Raw genomic sequence first — 17,658 nt, 5'->3', positions numbered from 1 at the left:
GCGGCTCGACATACCGTTACGTATTGCCCTGAGTGCACGGATGTAAGCGCGAAGCTGACGTGATGCCGCCCATACGGCGGATGCGCGGTCGCCGTAATCCGTGTATAGGGCGGGACGATTAGTGCATTTGGGGGCGACGGTTCACGACAGAGGGTGCTCTTCCGGCCGTACGGCTCGTAGTGCTCGTAGTGCTCCAATGCCCCGTACCGCATCTTGCGGACCTGCCGCACGGCCATCGCCGGGCCAGTGCGATGATGAGGCCGCCATGACTGCCCCCTACCCGCGCGCGGCGCGCTCCGGAGGCGACTTCCGGATCCTGCGGGCCGCGGTGTTCGCCGCGGTCTGCGTCGTGCTGGCCGCGGCCGGTCACGCGGTGGCGTCCTGCGCCTCGATCCCGCTGTGGACGCTGGGCGCGGGCTTCCTGGGGACGGCGCTCGTCGCGGCGCCGCTCGCCGGGCGGGAGCGGTCGCTGCCGGGAATCGCGGGGCTGCTCGCGATCGGGCAGACCACACTGCACACGCTGTTCGGGCTGGGACAGCACGGTACGGCGGTCACGGCGTCGTCCGCCGGCACGGCGACCGGCTCCCTGGGCGCCACGAGCGACGCCGCGTTGGTCGAGCAGGCCGCGCGACTGGTGTGCGGGACGACCGCGGCCGCGATCAGTCCCGCACAGGCCCACAAGATCCTCACCGACGCGCGTCTCCACCCGGCCCCGGGCGCCGCGGCACACCATCCCGCGGACGCCCTGTCCACCGCCGCGGGCTCGCCGGCGGCGCTGCTGCCGTCCCTGCCGATGCTGCTCGCCCACGTCCTCGCGGCCCTGGCCGCCGGGTGGCTGCTGCGCCACGGTGACCTGGCGCTGCTGCGCCTCGTCGAACTGTCCGACTGGGTCGCCGACGGGGCGCTCGTACGGTCCCTGCGCGGGGCGCTCGCGCTGGCCCGCGCCCTGTGCGCCGGGCTCCCGGCCACGCCGGAGGCGGACCCGCGCGTACCGCGCACCGCGCTGCTCGTGCCGGTCCTGCCCCGCACCGCCGTTCTCCAGCACTCGGTGATCAGACGCGGCCCGCCGGCCGCCTCCGCACTCGTCCTCGCGGCCTGACGCGACGCGACCGCCACTCCGCCGCACCGGTGGGGAAGGGGGACGCCGTCGTTCGGCACGCGCGCGTGCGCCCGCTTTTCACGGACCGTCCGGCATGTCGTTCGACGTTCTGTCCGGTGTTCCGTGGCGTTCCGATCAGCGTCTCGCTCGGCGTCTCGCTCGGCGCTTCGTCCGGAGCTTTGTTCGGCCGCGCACGCGCATCCCCGTCCACACCGGGATTCATCCGAGTCCCACGCGAACTCACTCGAACTCGAAGCGGAGTGCTCAAGCCATGAAGGCTTCCCGTATCGCCGCCGCCGGCGCCGCCGCCGGCGCCGCCGCCGGCGCCGCCGTCCTCACGCTGTCCTCCCCCGCCTTCGCGCACGTCTCCGTGCAGCCGGAGGGCACCGCCGCCAAGGGCGGTTACACCGTCGTCGACTTCAAGGTCCCCAACGAGCGCGACGACGCCTCCACCACCAAGCTGGAGGTCAACCTCCCCACCGACCACCCGCTGGCCTCGGTCATGCCGGAACCGGTCGACGGCTGGAAGATCGACGTCACCAAGTCGAAGCTGGCCAAGCCGGTCGAGTCGCACGGCGAGAAGATCAGCGAGGCCGTCACCAAGGTCACCTGGACAGCCACCGGTGGCGGCATCAAGCCCGGCTTCTTCCAGAAGTTCCCGGTCTCCATGGGCGCGCTGCCCGAGGACACCGACGAACTCGTCTTCAAGGCCCTGCAGACGTACTCCAACAACGAGGTCGTCCGCTGGATCGAGGTGCCGCAGAAGGGCCAGCCCGAGCCGGAGAGCCCGGCGCCGGTGCTGGAGCTGTCCGCCGCCGAGGACGGACACCACGGCTCGTCGTCCGGTGACTCCGGCGACTCCTCCGACAACACCGCCGCGAGCCAGAACACCGCCGCCGACAGCTCCGCTGCCTCCTCGGACGGCTCCGGCGGCACCGACACCACCGCCCGCGTGCTGGGCATCGTCGGCATCGTGGTCGGCGCGGCGGGCGTGGCGTACGGCGTCCTCGCCGGCCGCCGGCGTTCCAACGGTGCCTGAGGCCCTCCTGAGGCCTCCTCACGAGACCTCCTCCTGAGGCCCACCACACGCGGCGCGCACCGGGGAGCCACCCCCTGCACGGACCGGGAGCCCCCGGGCCCCACACCACCCCGGTGCGCGCCGGAGCACTCACATCTGGGACATTTTTCTATGCGCAATAAGACCTTCGGCGCGGCCGCACTCCTCGCCGCCGCCACTCTGACGCTCTCCGCCTGCGGCAGCGGCGACGACGCCAACAAGCCCGTCGCCGTCGTCTCCGAGGAGGGCGGCTCGGGCAAGGCCGCCACCGTCCTCGACAAGCCGTTCGAGAAGCCGGACCTCGTCCTCACCGACACGCAGGGCAAGAAGTACGACCTCCGCAAGGAGACCGCGGGCAAGCCGACGCTGCTCTACTTCGGCTACACGCACTGCCCCGACGTCTGCCCGACGACGATGAACAACATCGCCGTGGCCAAGAAGCAGCTGCCCAATGCCGAGCGGGACGAGCTGCGCGTCGTGTTCGTCACCACCGACCCCAAGCGCGACACCCCGGCCGCCCTCGGCAAGTGGCTCAAGGGCATCGACCCCCAGATCGTCGGCCTGACCGGCGACTTCTCCACCATCCAGGCAGGCGCCCGCACCCTGGGCATCAGCATCGAGCCGCCGCACAAGGACAAGAACGGCAAGACCGTCTCCACCCACGGCACCCAGGTCGTGGCGTTCTCCCCGAAGACCGACGCGGGGTACGTCCTGTACGGCGAGGACGCCCAGGTCCAGGACTACACCAAGGACCTCCCCGAGATCATCAAGGGAGAGAAGCCGTGAGGCGTACGGCGGTCCGCCTCACCACGGCCCTGACCGGCGCCCTGCTCCTGGCCGGGTGCGGCGACTCGGACTCCGGGTCCGGCGACGGGAAACCGGAACTCTCCGTCAGCGGGGCCTACATGCCGCAGCCGGTCACCGCCGACATGGCGGCCGGCTTCCTGACGATCGCCAACAAGGGCGGCACGAAGGACGAGTTGACCTCGGTGAGCAGCGACGCCGCCGGCACCGTCACCATGCACGAGACGCAGGGCGGGACGATGCGGGAGGTCACCGAGTTCGCCGTCCCCGCGCACGGCCGGCTCGTGTTCGAGAGCGGCGCCAACCACCTGATGTTCGAGAAGCTGAAGCGGAAGCCGACGGAAGGCCAGTCGGTGTCCGTGACGCTGCGCTTCGCCGAGTCCGGGCCGGTCAAGGTCACGCTGCCGGTGAAGTCGGCGACGTACCGCCCGGCGACCGGACACTGAGGGAGGGACCACCATGACGCAGACCATCGCACCCCGCGTCCGGACCCTGGTGCTGCTGCTCCTCGCGGTCACCGGCGCGCTGCTGGCCGCTGCCGGCCCGGCCTCCGCGCACGCCGCGCTGACCGGCAGCGACCCCCGGCAGGGGGCGGTGGTCGACAAGGCCCCGAGCCGGGTCTCGCTCACCTTCTCCGAGCAGGTCTCGATGTCCGACGACTCGCTGCGTGTGCTCGACCCGAAGGGCGAGCGCGTCGACAGCGGCGGGCCGTCCAACGTGAGCGGCACGACGTATGCCGTACGGCTGCACAGCGGACTGCCCGACGGCACGTACACGGTGGCCTACCAGGTGGTGTCGGCGGACAGCCATCCCGTCGCCGGTGCCTACACGTTCTCCATCGGCGCCCCCTCCAAGACGTCCGTCTCGGTGTCCGGGGAGGCGGCGGACGGCGGGGTCGTCGGCTGGCTGTACGGTTTCGGGCGGTATATGTCGTACGCCGGTTTCATCGTGATGGTGGGCGGGGCCGCCTTCGTGCTCGCCTGCTGGCGGCGCGGCTCCGGCGTACGGGCCGTGCAGCGGCTCGTGGTCTCGGGGTGGCTCGCGCTCACCGCGGCCACGCTGGCCCTGCTGCTCCTGCGCGGCTCCTACACCCGCTCCGGAAAGGTCGGGGACATCTTCGACCTGGAACTGCTCGGGCAGGTCCTGCAGACCAAGACCGGCGCGGCCCTGGTGTCCCGGCTGCTGCTGCTCGCCGCGGCGGCGCTGTTCATCGCGGTGCTCTTCGGCGCCTATGACAAGCGAGAGGACGCGGAGGAAAAGCGTGACCTGACCTTCGGGCTCGCGATCGGCGGGACGGTCGTCGCGGCCGGGCTCGCCGCGAGCTGGGCGATGGCCGAGCACGCCTCGACCGGGATCCAGACCGGCATCGCCATGCCGGTCGACGTCCTCCACCTGCTCGCCGTCGCCGCCTGGCTCGGCGGGCTCACCGCCCTGCTCGTCGCGCTGTACTGGGCGCCCGCGGACACGCCCGTCGACGCCGCCGCCGTACGCCGCTTCTCGCGCGTGGCGTTCGGAAGCGTGCTCGCGCTGGTCGCGACCGGGACCTACCAGTCCTGGCGGCAGCTCGGCTCCTGGTCGGCGTTCACCGACACCCGGTACGGGCAACTGCTGCTCGTCAAGATCGGGCTCGTGGCACTGATGGTCGGCATCGCGTGGATCTCGCGGCGGTGGACCGGGCGGCTGGCGGAGACCATGGCGGTGGCGGCCCGGGGCGAGGACGAGCGGGAGCGGGAGCGGGTTGGGGCGCACGCCTCGGCCGGTGGAGCCGAGGGAGCCGTCAAGAAGGCCGACGGTGCCGTCGAGGCGGCCGACAGGGAGCTGGGCGATGCGGAGGGCGCCGGCAACGGCGAGCAGACCGGCGCCGACGGGGAACCGGAAGCGTCCGGCGGGAAGGAGCCCGGCTCCGAGCGCGCCGCCCAGCTCGCGCGGCAGCGGGCCGCGGTGGACGCCGCGCGGCGCAAACGGCTGCGGGACGCCGACCCCAACCGCTTCGGGCTGCGCCGCTCCGTACTCGCCGAGGCGAGCGTCGCGGTCGTCCTGCTCGCCGTCACCACGGTGCTGACACAGACCGAGCCGGGCCGTACGGAGGAGGAGGCCAAGGCGGCTACCTGGTCCTCGGCCTCCTCGTCGACCGAGGCGGGTGCGGCGGGTGCGGCGGTCACGCTGAACATGCCGTTCGACACCGGCGGCACGGACGGCAAGGGCGTCGTCACCATCGGCCTCGACCCCGCGCGCGTGGGCGGCAACGACCTGCACATCTACGTGGAGCGCCCGGGCGGCCGGGCCTTCGACATCCCCGAGGTGAAGGTCGCCTTCACCCTGGCCGGCAAGGACATCGGGCCGCTGACCGTCGTCCCCGACCACATCACCACCGGCCACTGGTCGGCGAGCGGAGTGCAGATCCCCATGGCGGGCGACTGGAAGGTCGACGTGACCGTGCGGACCTCCGACATCGACCAGGTGACCGTTTCGAAGAACGCGCAGATCGGCTGAACCACACCATGGCTGACCAGTCCATTCCCAAGGCCCGCACATCTCTCGACGAGGGCACCGGCTCCGACGACAGCACCGCCCTGGGGGGCATCTCCCGACGACGGCTGCTCGGCACCGCCGGCGCCACCGGGCTCGTGCTCGGCGCGGCGGGCGGCGCCGTGGGGTACACCGCCCGGCCGGCCACGGCCACCCCGCTCACCTCGCTGGGCGCGGACCGGGCGATGTTTCACGGGAAACATCAGCCCGGCATCACCCAGGGGCTCCAGGCCCGCGGCCACATCATCGCCTTCGACCTCGCGGCGGGCGCCGGCCGCAAGGAGGCCGCCGCCCTGCTGCGCCGCTGGTCGGAGACGGCCCAGCGGCTTATGGCGGGCGAGCCGGCCGCGCACGACGACACCGACGTGGCCCGGGACGCCGGACCGTCGGCGCTCACGATCACCTTCGGCTTCGGCCACAGCTTCTTCGGCCGGACCGGCCTGGACAAGCAGCGCCCCATCGCTCTGGACCCGCTGCCCGACTTCTCCTCCGACCACCTCGACAAGGCCCGCAGCAACGGCGACCTGTGGGTGCAGATCGGCGCCAACGACGCCCTGGTCGCCTTCCACGCCCTGCGCGCGATCCAGAAGGACGCGGTCGGCGCGGCACACGTGCGCTGGCAGATGAACGGCTTCAACCGCACGCCGGGCGCCACCGCCCACCCCATGACGGCCCGCAACCTCATGGGCCAGATCGACGGCACCCGCAACCCGAAGCCGTCCGACACCGACTTCGACCAGCGGATCTTCGTGCCGGTGTCGGGCTCGAACGACCCCGCGTGGATGGCGAACGGCTCGTACGCCGTCGTACGCCGCATCCGCATGCTCCTCGACACCTGGGAGAAGCTGTCGGTCAAGGAGCAGGAGAACGTCATCGGGCGCCGCAAGTCCGACGGGGCTCCGCTGTCCGGCGGCACCGAGACGACCGAGCTGAACCTGGAGAAGACCGACTCCCGGGGCAACCTGGTCGTCCCGCTCAACGCGCACGCCCGGATCACGCGCCCCGACCAGAACGGCGGCGCGGCGATGCTCCGCCGCCCGTTCTCGTACCACGACGGCTTCGACGCGGACGGGGTGCCCGACGCCGGGCTGCTGTTCATCTGCTGGCAGGCCGACCCGCTGCGCGGCTTCGTCACGGTACAGCGCAAGCTGGACCGGGGGGACGCGCTGTCGCAGTTCATCCGGCACGAGGCGAGCGGTCTGTTCGCGGTGCCGGGCGGGGCGGCGCAGGGGGAGTACGTGGGACAGAAGCTGCTGGAGGCGTGACACCGGATCTATGACAGACGGGGACGCGCGGCTTCGTGGGCGCCATTAGGGTGAGGTCATGCCAGCGAACTACGCGTATCTCGGCCCCGAGGGCACCTTCACCGAGGTCGCCCTGCGCACCCTTCCGGAGACGGCCACCCGGGAGCTGATCCCCTACGTGTCCGTGCAGTCCGCGCTCGACGCCGTCCGGGCCGGCGAGGCCGAGGCCGCGTTCGTACCGATCGAGAACTCCGTCGAGGGCGGCATCACCACCACCCTCGACGAACTGGTCGCGGGCGAGCCGCTGATGATCTACCGCGAGGTGCTGCTGTCGATCACCTTCGCGCTGCTGGTCCGCCCCGGCACCAAGCTGTCCGACGTCAAGACGGTCACCGCCCACCCGGCCGCGCAGCCGCAGGTGCGCAACTGGATGGCGGTGAACCTCCCGGACGCGATCTGGGAGTCGGCCGCCTCCAACGCGGACGGCGCCCGCCTGGTGCAGGAGGGCCGGTACGACGCCGCCTTCGCGGGCGAGTTCGCGGCCTCCCGGTACGGCCTTGAGGCCCTGGAGACCGGGATCCACGACGCGGAGAACGCGCAGACCCGGTTCGTGCTGGTAGGCCGGCCCGCCCGGCCCGCGGCGCCGACCGGCGCGGACAAGACCTCGGTCGTGCTGTGGCAGCGCGACGACCACCCGGGCGCGCTGCGCGACCTGCTGGGCGAGTTCGCCACCCGCGGCATCAACCTGATGCTGCTCCAGTCCCGGCCCACCGGCGCCGGCATCGGCAACTACTGCTTCTGCGTCGACGCCGAGGGGCACATCAGCGACCGCCGGGTGGCCGAAGCCCTGATGGGGCTCAAGCGGATCTGCCTCCAGGTGCGGTTCCTGGGGTCGTACCCGCGTGCGGAGATCAAGCCGGACGATGTGCGGTCCCCGCTGCCGGGCACCTCGGACGACGAGTTCGTGGCGGCGGCGGACTGGGTGGCGCGCTGCCAGGACGGCCGGTTCTGACTGTCGGGGCGGCCCGTTCCGGACGGCCGTCCCCACCGGCACTACGTGCATATCTTCGTTATCCACAGGCGTTGTCCACAGGTGGGCTTCTCGACCTGGGGACAAGTCGACAACAGGGCATGGCCCAGTCGACAAATCACCCTTCGACACCCCTCGACGTCCCCCAACCGGCAGGTCATCCTTCGTCCACTCGTTTCCTTCGGGCAATCCTTTGGAGCGCCCATTTCCACTCGAAGGTGGATCCAACGGACGTTTACCCCGGGAATCGACAGGGTCGGCCACGCTTTTCGGAGTGATCAATTCCGAAGTCCACAGATCTTCCACACAGCCTGTGGATAACTCTTCATGGGCTGTGGACCCCTGTGGATGAAGGACCCCCAAGTCCCGTTCCCCACAAGGAAATACGGTCAACTCAGCGCCCTCAGCATGCCCCGCACCGGGGAGGGAAGCTACTTTTGTTGACACGGCGGGCAATTCTCCCATAACCGAACGTAGCGCGCGTTTCGGATGAGGCCCGGAATAGTGAGTCGTGGGCCGTCGGCCGCACCGGTAGCCTTGAGCGCGTGATTGACCTTCGCCTGCTCCGTGAGGACCCCGACCGTGTGCGCGCGTCGCAGCGCGCCCGTGGAGAGGACGTCGCGCTCGTCGACTCCCTCCTGTCTGCCGACGAGCGGCGCAGGTCGTCCGGCGTCCGCTTCGACGAGCTGCGCGCCGAGCAGAAGGCGCTGGGCAAGCTCATCCCCAGGGCGTCCGGCGAGGAAAAGGCCGAGCTGCTGAAGAAGGCGAGCCAGCTCGCCGCCGACGTCAAGACGGCCGACGCCGAGCGTGACGCGGCCGCAGCCGCGACCCAGGAGCTCAACCTCCAGCTCGGCAACCTCGTCCACCCGGACGTGCCCGTGGGCGGCGAGGAGGACTTCGTCACGCTGGAGACGCACGGCGAGATGCGCGACTTCGCCGCCGAGGGCTTCGAGCCCAGGGACCACCTGGAGCTCGGCCAGCTCCTCGGCGCGATCGACGTCGAGCGGGGCGCCAAAGTCTCCGGCTCGCGCTTCTACTTCCTCACCGGTGTCGGCGCCCTGCTGGAGCTGGCCCTGGTGAACGCGGCGATCGCCCAGGCCACCGCGGCAGGCTTCACGCCGATGCTGACCCCCGCGCTGGTCCGCCCCCAGTCCATGGCGGGCACCGGCTTCCTCGGGCAGGCCGCCCAGGACGTCTACCACCTCGACAAGGACGACCTGTACCTGGTCGGCACCTCCGAGGTCCCGCTGGCCGCGTACCACATGGACGAGATCCTCGACGCCGACCGCCTCCCGCTGCGCTACGCGGGCTTCTCGCCGTGCTTCCGCCGTGAGGCCGGCTCGCACGGCAAGGACACCCGGGGCATCTTCCGTGTGCACCAGTTCGACAAGGTCGAGATGTTCTCGTACGTCGCTCCCGAGGACTCGCGGGCCGAGCACCAGCGCCTGCTGGAGTGGGAGAAGCAGTGGCTGACCTCTCTCGAGCTGCCGTTCCGGGTCATCGACGTCGCCTCGGCCGATCTGGGCTCCTCGGCCTCACGCAAGTTCGACTGCGAGGCGTGGATCCCGACGCAGGGCAAGTACCGCGAGCTGACCTCGACCTCGGACTGCACCGAGTTCCAGTCGCGCCGCCTGTCGATCCGAGTCCGGGAGGACAAGAAGGTGCGCCCGCTGGCGACGCTCAACGGCACGCTGTGCGCCGTACCGCGCACGATCGTGGCGATCCTGGAGAACCACCAGCAGGCCGACGGCTCCGTACGCGTGCCCGAGGTGCTGCGTCCGTACCTGGGCGGGCGGGAGATCCTGGAACCGGTCGCCAGGTGAGCGCGGCCTTCCCCTACAAGCTCGTCGCGACCGACCTCGACGGGACGCTGCTGCGCTCCGACGAGTCGGTCGCGCAGCGCACCCGCGACGCGCTCGCCGCGGCCACGGCGGCGGGCGCCGCGCACATCGTCGTCACAGGCCGCTCGGTCCCCTGGACCCGGCACATCCTCGACGACCTCGGCTACGAGGGACTGGCCGTGTGCGGCCAGGGCGCCCAGGTGTACGACGCCGGGGCGCACCGCCTGCTGACGTCCGTGACCCTGGACCGCCAGCTCGCCGGTGTGGCCCTGGCCAAGATCGAGGCGGAGGTCGGCCCGCTGTACCTGGCGGCCAGCCGTGACGGCTTGGACGGCAAGGTCCTGGTCGGCCCCGGCTACGAGGTGCAGGGCACGCTCCCGGCGACGCCCTTCCAGGACACGTCGGACCTGTGGGCGGCGCCGCTCAACAAGATCTACGTGCAGCACCCGACCCTGACGGACGACGAGCTGGCCGAGGTGGCCCACCGGGCCGCGGGCGGCTTCGTCACGGTCACCATGGCCGGCGAGGGCATCGTGGAGCTGCTGCCCCTCGGCCTGTCCAAGGCCACGGGCCTGTCCCTCGCGGCCCGCCGCCTCCACGTGAAGGCCGTGGACACCATCGCCTTCGGCGACATGCCCAACGACATCCCGATGTTCGCCTGGGCGTCGTACGGGGTGGCGATGGCCAACGCGCACAAGGAACTGAAGGCCGTGGCGGACGAGGTGACGTCGTCCCATGAGGATGACGGCATCGCGGTGGTGCTGGAGCGGTTGCTGGGCTGAGCTTTCGGTCTCTGCGGAGGATGCACGGATCGAACGTGCGCGGGCTTTCCAGGCCCGACCGCGGCTTGAGCCAAGCCGGTGCCTTACCACTCGGCCAATCCTCCGGGTGGCGGCCCACGCAAGCGCATCGCCTACGTGCTCGAAGCGGCCGCCCGGGCAGCTCCCCGTGCGAGGCGGGCTCAACGGAGAGGTAGCTGCTCCGGAACTCGCCGCGGGCTGCCCTGTCGGGAGCTGGACGGACTGTCGTGCATGGACATCGCCCGGCTCCTCTCCCAGAACGTGGCGCCGGACTCACCGTCCGGCGGCGTGAACACAACCACTCTGCCGGTACGGCGAGTTGGGCGCCACTGAATTAATCACCGCGTGGCTCACCGCACGAGTGCGGTCACCGCCTGCGCCACCTGCGCCGCCGCTTGCTGAAGAACCACCCCGCGGGCGGCTCGTCGGAGCGCCACGGCTGCGGCTCGGGCGCCTCCTTGCGCCAGCGCGCGGCGAGCATCCGGGCGCGGGCGGACGGCTCCGAGGTCTCGGCCGACCGTACGAAGTCCTCGTCCAGGACGAGGTCGTCCCAGAGGTCGTCACCGGACTGCGCGCGACCGTCGTGCTGCGGTGTCTCGCCTGCCATCCCCGTTCCTCCCAGTCGTACCATCCGTGCATCCGCCGGACACGGAGTCCGTACATTCCGCTTGGCCCAGTGTGCCCGGACAGGGGTGAAGCCCCTGTCAAGAACCGCGCCCGGCCCGTTGAACCGACCCGGCCTACTCCTCACCGGCGAGCGTCAGCGACCGCAGCTTCTGCCCGGCGTACCAGGTGGCGAGGGCGGTGACCGCCACCAGCAGGACCGTCGCCGTAGTCAGGCCCACGTCCGAGGTGACGAGGTCTCCGCCGGAGACCTTGTGCGCCACGGCCAGCGCCCACTGCTGGACGCTGAGGGTGCGTGCGCCGGGCACCAGGGAACCGAACAGGGCCTCCCAGACGAGGGCGTAGACGAGACCGAAGACCACCGCGTGCCGGGACACCGTGCCGAGCAGCAGGAAGAGCGCCGCGTACGCGATGGAGGCGACCAGCGCGGCCACCGTGTAGGCGACGGCGATCTGCTGGCCGTTGCCGTTCAGTACGAAGCCGGCGATCAGGGTCGGCACCGCCGAGAACAGCATGGTCACGGCGACCGCGACGATCAGCTTGGTGAAGATGATCGTCGGCCGTTTGACCGGCTTGGACAGCAGGTACACCACCGAGCCGTCGTCGATCTCCGGGCCGATCGCTCCGGTGCCGGCGATGACGCCGATGATCGGCACCATGGTGGCGAGCGCGAGCCCGCCCAGCACGTCCTTCGCGGTCTGGTCGTCGGCGCCGACGAGGGCGCGCACGATCACCGCGATCACGATCAGCAGCAGCGGCAGCGCGCCGAGGATGAGGGCCCGGCGGCGGCCGAGCAGGGCTCGGTAGGTGAGCCGGGCGACTGTGGGGTCGTACATCTTCGGCCTCCTACGCCGCGACCAGATACGAGAACACGGACTCCAGGGACTCGTCTGACGGCGAGACCGTGAGGAGCCGGATGCCGTGGTCGCGTGCGACCTTCGGCAGCAGGGCGGTGAAGCGGCCGAAGTCGACGGCCTGGATGCGCAGCGCGCCCTCGGCGAGGTCGACCTCGATGCCGGACGTCGACGGGTCCGCGATCAGCGCGGCCGCGAGGGCGCGGTCGTCGCTGGAGCGCACCAGGTAGCGGTGCGGGCGGTCGGTCATCAGGCGGCGGATCTTGCGGTAGTCGCCACTGGCCGCGTGCCTTCCTGCGACGACGACCTCGATGTGCCAGGCGAGTTGCTCGACCTCTTCGAGGATGTGGGACGAGAACAGCACCGTGCGGCCCTCGTCGCCCATGCGGCGCAGCAGGTCCATCAGCTGCATGCGCTGGCGCGGGTCCATGCCGTTGAAGGGCTCGTCCAGCAGCAGCAGCGAGGGCTCGTGGACCAGCGCGCTCGCCATCTTCACGCGCTGGCGCATGCCCTTGGAGTACGTGGCGATCTTCCGGTCCTGCGCGTACTCCATCTCGACCGTGGCCAGCGCCTTCTGGGCGGCCTTGGCACCCAGGCCGTGCAGTTCGGCGTTGGCGACGACGAACTCCCGCCCGGTGAGGAAGTCGTACATCGCCTCCCGCTCGGGGACGATGCCGATCTGCTGGTAGATGGCCTCGTTGCGCCACACGGCCTGGCCGTCGAGCGTGACGGTGCCGGTGGAGGGGGCGAGGAAGCCGCCCATCATGTTGATGAGGGTGGACTTTCCGGCGCCGTTGGGGCCGAGCAGGCCGGTGACGCCGGGGCCGATGGTCATGGTGATGTCGTTGACGGCGACCACGTTGCCGAACCAGCGGGAGACGTGGTCGATGGAGAGCGTGGTCACAGTCCCACCTTCTTGTAGCGGCGCATCAGGAGGCCGTAGCTGCCGGCGATCAGGCCCAGCGCGCCGAGGACGTACACGACGCCCTCGGCGTTGCCCGGGCCCACCCCGCCGGGGAAGGCGGAGCTCGCGCCCAGGAAGGCGGACTGCACGCCGTCGATGAGGGTGATCGGCGAGAACAGGCCCATCCAGGCGATGGCGTCGGCGCTGCCCTGTGCGTCGGCGATGGCCTGGAGCGTGGAGACCGCGCCGTAGGAGATGGTCAGGACGGCGATGACGGCCGCGATGCCGAAGCCGCGGCGCGGGGTGACCGAGGCGATGACCAGGCCGAGGCCGGCGAAGAGCAGTGAGAGCAGTGCCACGGAGACGAGTCCCTGTCCGAATCCCTTGGTCTGGTCGGCGAAGTCGAGCTTGGCCAGCAGCGCGCCGGCGTACAGGACGACGAGCGGGGCGGCGGTCAGCACGAACATCGCCGAGGCCAGCGCCGCGTACTTGGCCCGGACGTAGTCGGCGGTCTCGATGGGCCGCGAGAAGTACAGCGGCACGGTCTTGAAGCGCAGGTCGCGCGAGACGGACTGGGGTGCCTGCGAGGCGACGTACAGGCTGATCACGGCCTGCATGATGATCGCGTAGCGCGTGTAGGTGACCGGCAGGTCGTTCGCCTTGGTGGCGACGGCGACCGCGACCATGATGGCCGCGGGCACGCACATCACCACGAACAGCAGCATCGGCAGCACCTTGGACTTGACCGAGCGGCCGAGGCCGTACGCGCCGCGCAGGGACTGCGAGTACAGCGAGCGGCGGGCGTAGGCGCGGCCGAGGCGGGGGCCGTCGTAGCTGCGGTAGCCGATGTTGTGGATGCGGGTCTGGTCACCCTGCTGTACGGGTGCGGGGTGCTCAACCGCCATGGCCGACCGCCTCCTTCCGCTGCTGGTCGCTGCCCGTGCTCTGCGTGCTCTGCGTACCTTGCGTGTCGACGGTGAAGACCTCGGAGATGTGGTGCCGGCGCTGCTCCATGCGGACCAGGCCGAGACCGAGGTCCGCGATCACGTCCCGGACCAGGTCGTAGGTCTCCTCGCCCTGCGCGGTGAGCAGCAGGAGGTGTCCCGCGCCGGGCAGGCCGCTGCCGGCCTCGACGGTCACCCCGCGCGCGTGGAGCGCCTCGCGCACCGCGCGCGTGCCGTCCGGATGCTCGTCGGTGTCGGTCACCTCGATCGCGAGAGTCGTCGTGGTCTGCGTGAAGTCGGTGGTGGAGCTGGAGCGCAGGAGCTTGCCGCCGTCGATCACGACGACGTGGTCGCAGGTGCGCTCCAGTTCGCCCAGCAGGTGCGAGGTGACCAGCACCGAGATGCCGAAGTCCGTGTGGATGCGGCGGATCAGGCCGAGCATCTCGTCGCGGCCGACCGGGTCGAGGCCGTTGGTCGGCTCGTCCAGGAGGACCAGTTGCGGGTCGTGGACGAGGGCCTGGGCGAGCTTCACGCGCTGCTTCATGCCGGTCGAGTAGCCGCCGATGGGGCGGTAGCGCTCCTCGTACAGTCCGACGTGGCGCAGGGTGTCCGCGGTGCGCTCGCGCGCGGCGGTGGGCGGCAGGCCCGACATGCGCGCCATGTGGACGACGAACTCGGTGGCCGAGACGTCGGGCGGCAGGCAGTCGTGCTCCGGCATGTAGCCGACGCGCTCGCGGATGTCTCCGCCCTTGGTGGCGACATCGAGTCCGAGCACTTCGGCACGGCCCTCGGTGGCCGGGGACAGACCCAGCAGGATCTTGATCAGTGTGGACTTGCCGGCTCCATTGGCTCCGACGAGTCCGGTCACACCGGGCCCGACGTCCACGGAGAGCCGGTCAAGCGCGGTCACCCGGGGGAACCGCTTGCTCAGGCTTTCGGTCGCGATCACAGTCACGCATCCGACGTTAGTGACACGTACCACGCCGGTCGTCACCCCGCAGAGCTGTGTTGGCGTCAGACTTCAGGCGTACGGGCCCCTGAGGGTGCCCCTGAGGTGCCGCCCTGATACCCGGTGCTTGCCGGGTTTTCCACGGGGAGATCGCCCCGTATTGACGCCGCCTCTAACTACTGCGAGATTCACCGGTGTCAAGTTACGGGCCACGCTGCCGGCCAAGCACTGGGTCCCATGCACCCGGCCCGACCAGTTGGCGGCCTGGATCACGGAGTTCGTCACCTGCGTCGAGGGCGGGCGGCCCGAGGGCGCGCCGTCCGGCAGGCACGCCGACCGTTTCGGCGGGCAGCTCGTCCTGGTCACCGGTGCGGGCAGCGGCATCGGGCGGGCGACGGCGTTCGCGTTCGCCGAGGCGGGCGCACGCGTGGTGGCGGTCGACCGGGACGCCGAGGCCGCGGTCCGCACCGCCGAGCTGTCCCGCCTGGTCGGTGCACCGGCGGCCTGAGCCGAAGCCGTCGACGTCTCCGACGAACAGGCCATGCAGAAGCTTGCCGAGAAGGCGGCCCTGGAGTACGGCGCGCTGTACGGGCTGCGCAACTATCCGCCGGAGAAGGTCGCCGACGCGATCCTGCGGGCGGTGGTGCGCAACGAGGCGGTGGTGCCGGTGACTCCGGAGGCGCGGGGCGCGCGGGTGCTGTCGCGGCTCGTGCCGGGGGCGTTGCGGGCGATCGCCCGGGTCCAGCCGCCGGTGTGAGGGGCGCGTGCGGGGGTCGCGTGTGAGCGGCCGCACAGTGAACTGTCGGGCATCGGCGGCCAGTTGTCGGCCAGTTGTCCACAGAACCGCCAAGCAGCCTGTGGATAACTACACTTGGTTGTGGATCAAACCTCTCTGTCAAAAGAAAATGCGTGATCCGTGTCTCTGCCGCACCCTGGCGGTGATCGCCCTCACGCCGTGGCTGAGTAGTCTCGTGCGGTGACTGTTTCCATGTGCGGTGGCTGTTTCACGTGAAACCCGGTCGGACGCATACGCTCGGGGCATGAGTCTGCGTCTGAGCACTGTGATCCTTCCGTACCGCCGCTGGCCCGAGGGCGGCCGTGCGGCGTGGCAGCGCGCGGAGCAGCTCGGCTTCCACACCGCGTACACCTACGACCACCTGTCGTGGCGCAGCTTCCGCGACGGCCCCTGGTTCGGTGCCGTGCCGACGCTGACCGCCGCCGCGGCCGTCACCGACCGGCTACGCCTGGGCACCCTGGTGACCTCGCCGAACTTCCGGCATCCGGTGACGCTGGCCAAGGAGCTGATCTCCCTCGACGACATCTCCGGCGGGCGGGTCACGCTCGGGGTCGGCGCCGGCGGCACCGGGTTCGACGCCACGGTGCTCGGGCAGGAGCCGTGGAGCCCGCGCGAGCGTGCCGACCGGTTCGCCGAGTTCGTAGCACTGCTCGACCGGCTACTGACCGAGGATGGCACGGACGGGGTGTCGTACAGGGGCGACTTCTACTCGGCGCACGAGGCTCGGAACATCCCCGGGTGTGTGCAGCGGCCCAGGCTGCCGTTCGCGGTGGCGGCCACCGGGCCGCGCGGGCTGCGGCTGGCCGCGCGGTACGGGCAGGCGTGGGTGACCACCGGCGACCCGCAGCTCGGCGAGAACGGCACCCCTGACCAGTCGGTTCAGGCCATTCGCGGGCAGGCCGAGAAGCTGGTCGACGCATGCGCCGAGGTCGGCCGGGACGTGACCGGGATGGACAGGATCCTGCTCACCGGGTTCACCCCGGACCGGGGGCGGCCGCTGACGTCCCTCGACGCGTTCGTGGACTTCGCGGGGCGGCACCGGGAGCTGGGCTTCACCGAGATCGTGATCCACTGGCCCATTCCGGACTCGGACTTCGCGGCGGACGAGAAGGTCTTCGAGCGGATCGCCATGGAGGCGCCGGCGCAGTTGGCGTGACCGGTGGGGTCCGGCGGGGTCCGGCGGCCGGGCCGGTGCTCGCGCGGACGGAAAACGCGAAGGAGCTGGTAGGGGGCGGTATCCACGCACCTGAGCGGATCCCCCGCACGGGCCGTGCAGGCATATGCGGGACAATGGCTCAGTGACCTCAGCGACTCGACAGCCCGAGCCCCCGGCCGCAGCGGTCCGTCCGCGCCTGATCGCCACCGATCTCGACGGCACCCTGCTGCGCGACGACAAGTCGGTGTCCCCGCGCACGGTCGACGCCCTCGCCGCAGCCGAGGAGGCGGGCATCGAGGTCTTCTTCGTCACCGGCCGCCCGGCCCGCTGGATGGACGTCGTCAGCGACCACGTCCACGGTCACGGCCTGGCGATCTGCGGCAACGGCGCCGCCGTGGTCGACCTGCACGACGGCGCCGGCGCTCACCGGTTCGTGAAGATCCGGGAGCTGGCCCGGCCGAACGCGCTGGACGCCGTGCGGCTGCTGCGGGAGGCGGCGCCCGGCACGGTGTACGCGGTGGAGCAGACGTACGGCTTCTACCAGGAGCCCGACTACCCGAAGCTGCACCTGGAGATACCCGACAGCCTCGCCCCCGCCGAGGAGCTGCTCGCGCCGGACGGCCCCGCCGCCGGCGAGCCGGTGCTCAAGATCCTCGCATTCCACCCCGAGATGGACCCGGACGCCTTCCTCACCCTGGCCGGGCTCGCGATCGGCGACCGCGCCAACGTCACCCGCTCCAGCCCCAGCGCGCTGCTGGAGCTCAGCGGTCCCGGCGTCTCCAAGGCCAGCACGCTGGCCCTGTGCTGCGCCGAGCGCGGCATCTCGCACGAGGAGGTCGTGGCCTTCGGGGACATGCCCAACGACATCGAGATGCTGACCTGGGCGGGCCGGTCGTACGCGATGGGCAACGCGCACCCCGACGTGATCGCGGCGGCGTCGGGCCGGACGGTCGCCAATGACGACGACGGGGTGGCCGTGGTGATCGAGCGGCTGCTGGCGGAGGGCGTGCGGTCCTGAGCTTTGACC

General features: G+C 71.0%; 16 protein-coding genes, 1 tRNA gene and 1 pseudogene. 12 read left to right on the top strand and 6 right to left on the bottom strand.

Features of this window, described 5'->3' with window-relative positions; genetic code table 11:
• Window positions 1-265: 265 nt before the first annotated feature.
• From H8R17_RS27670 to H8R17_RS27630, 9 genes are all read left to right on the top strand, one after another.
• Window positions 266-1,099, top strand: coding sequence for a hypothetical protein (locus tag H8R17_RS27670; protein ID WP_187825940.1), 834 nt, complete (start codon window positions 266-268; stop codon window positions 1,097-1,099).
• A gap of 271 nt (window positions 1,100-1,370) precedes the next feature.
• Window positions 1,371-2,138 (top strand): YcnI family protein, encoded by a 768-nt coding sequence (locus H8R17_RS27665; RefSeq protein ID WP_187825939.1) that lies wholly within the window; start codon window positions 1,371-1,373, stop codon window positions 2,136-2,138.
• 150 nt (window positions 2,139-2,288) lie between these two features.
• Entirely contained in the window at window positions 2,289-2,942 is a 654-nt protein-coding gene (locus H8R17_RS27660) for an SCO family protein (protein WP_187825938.1), read from the top strand.
• Window positions 2,939-3,406 (top strand): copper chaperone PCu(A)C, encoded by a 468-nt coding sequence (locus H8R17_RS27655; protein WP_187825937.1) that lies wholly within the window; start codon window positions 2,939-2,941, stop codon window positions 3,404-3,406. The genes H8R17_RS27660 and H8R17_RS27655 overlap by 4 nt, the downstream gene beginning before the upstream one ends.
• A 13-nt stretch (window positions 3,407-3,419) precedes the next feature.
• Window positions 3,420-5,453, top strand: a complete 2,034-nt coding sequence (locus H8R17_RS27650; protein ID WP_187825936.1) for a copper resistance CopC/CopD family protein — start codon at window positions 3,420-3,422, stop codon at window positions 5,451-5,453.
• A gap of 8 nt (window positions 5,454-5,461) precedes the next feature.
• A complete protein-coding gene (gene efeB, locus H8R17_RS27645; RefSeq protein ID WP_187825935.1) occupies window positions 5,462-6,754 on the top strand; it encodes an iron uptake transporter deferrochelatase/peroxidase subunit in 1,293 nt (430 codons plus the stop codon).
• Window positions 6,755-6,812: 58 nt separating this feature from the next.
• Window positions 6,813-7,745, top strand: a complete 933-nt coding sequence (gene pheA, locus H8R17_RS27640) for a prephenate dehydratase (protein ID WP_187825934.1) — start codon at window positions 6,813-6,815, stop codon at window positions 7,743-7,745.
• Between the two features lie 563 nt (window positions 7,746-8,308).
• Window positions 8,309-9,586 (top strand): serine--tRNA ligase, encoded by a 1,278-nt coding sequence (gene serS / locus H8R17_RS27635; RefSeq protein ID WP_187825933.1) that lies wholly within the window; start codon window positions 8,309-8,311, stop codon window positions 9,584-9,586.
• Window positions 9,583-10,386: an HAD family hydrolase gene (locus H8R17_RS27630; RefSeq protein WP_187825932.1), complete on the top strand. Its 804-nt coding sequence runs from the start codon at window positions 9,583-9,585 to the stop codon at window positions 10,384-10,386. The genes serS and H8R17_RS27630 overlap by 4 nt, the downstream gene beginning before the upstream one ends.
• Before the next feature lie 14 nt (window positions 10,387-10,400).
• Here the strand turns inward: H8R17_RS27630 and H8R17_RS27625 are convergent.
• The 6 genes from H8R17_RS27625 to H8R17_RS27600 form a co-directional block, all read right to left on the bottom strand.
• Window positions 10,401-10,490, bottom strand: a tRNA-Ala gene (locus H8R17_RS27625).
• A 281-nt stretch (window positions 10,491-10,771) separates the two neighbouring features.
• A complete protein-coding gene (locus H8R17_RS27620; protein ID WP_187825931.1) occupies window positions 10,772-11,011 on the bottom strand; it encodes a hypothetical protein in 240 nt (79 codons plus the stop codon).
• A 133-nt stretch (window positions 11,012-11,144) separates the two neighbouring features.
• Window positions 11,145-11,864, bottom strand: a complete 720-nt coding sequence (locus H8R17_RS27615; protein WP_187825930.1) for an ABC transporter permease subunit — start codon at window positions 11,862-11,864, stop codon at window positions 11,145-11,147.
• A gap of 10 nt (window positions 11,865-11,874) precedes the next feature.
• Entirely contained in the window at window positions 11,875-12,786 is a 912-nt protein-coding gene (locus H8R17_RS27610; protein ID WP_187825929.1) for an ABC transporter ATP-binding protein, read from the bottom strand.
• Window positions 12,783-13,691: an ABC transporter permease gene (locus H8R17_RS27605; protein WP_187825928.1), complete on the bottom strand. Its 909-nt coding sequence runs from the start codon at window positions 13,689-13,691 to the stop codon at window positions 12,783-12,785. The genes H8R17_RS27610 and H8R17_RS27605 overlap by 4 nt, the downstream gene beginning before the upstream one ends.
• Complete coding sequence (locus H8R17_RS27600) at window positions 13,681-14,724, bottom strand: ABC transporter ATP-binding protein (protein WP_187825927.1); 1,044 nt, start codon at window positions 14,722-14,724, stop codon at window positions 13,681-13,683. The genes H8R17_RS27605 and H8R17_RS27600 overlap by 11 nt, the downstream gene beginning before the upstream one ends.
• 160 nt (window positions 14,725-14,884) lie before the next feature.
• Between H8R17_RS27600 and H8R17_RS48855 the strand changes: the two are divergent.
• The 3 genes and pseudogenes from H8R17_RS48855 to H8R17_RS27580 form a co-directional block, all read left to right on the top strand.
• Window positions 14,885-15,436, top strand: a pseudogene (locus tag H8R17_RS48855) (SDR family NAD(P)-dependent oxidoreductase); the annotation flags it as partial.
• A gap of 283 nt (window positions 15,437-15,719) precedes the next feature.
• A complete protein-coding gene (locus tag H8R17_RS27585) occupies window positions 15,720-16,631 on the top strand; it encodes an LLM class flavin-dependent oxidoreductase (RefSeq protein ID WP_187825924.1) in 912 nt (303 codons plus the stop codon).
• 124 nt (window positions 16,632-16,755) lie between these two features.
• The gene (locus H8R17_RS27580) at window positions 16,756-17,649 is read left to right on the top strand and encodes a Cof-type HAD-IIB family hydrolase (protein ID WP_187825923.1); all 894 of its coding nucleotides are present in this window, start codon (window positions 16,756-16,758) and stop codon (window positions 17,647-17,649) included.
• Window positions 17,650-17,658: the final 9 nt, after the last annotated feature.

This window comes from Streptomyces sp. TRM68367, from assembly GCF_014495685.1.
GTDB lineage: Bacteria > Actinomycetota > Actinomycetes > Streptomycetales > Streptomycetaceae > Streptomyces.
This window is presented reverse-complemented; position numbering and strand designations above follow the sequence as displayed.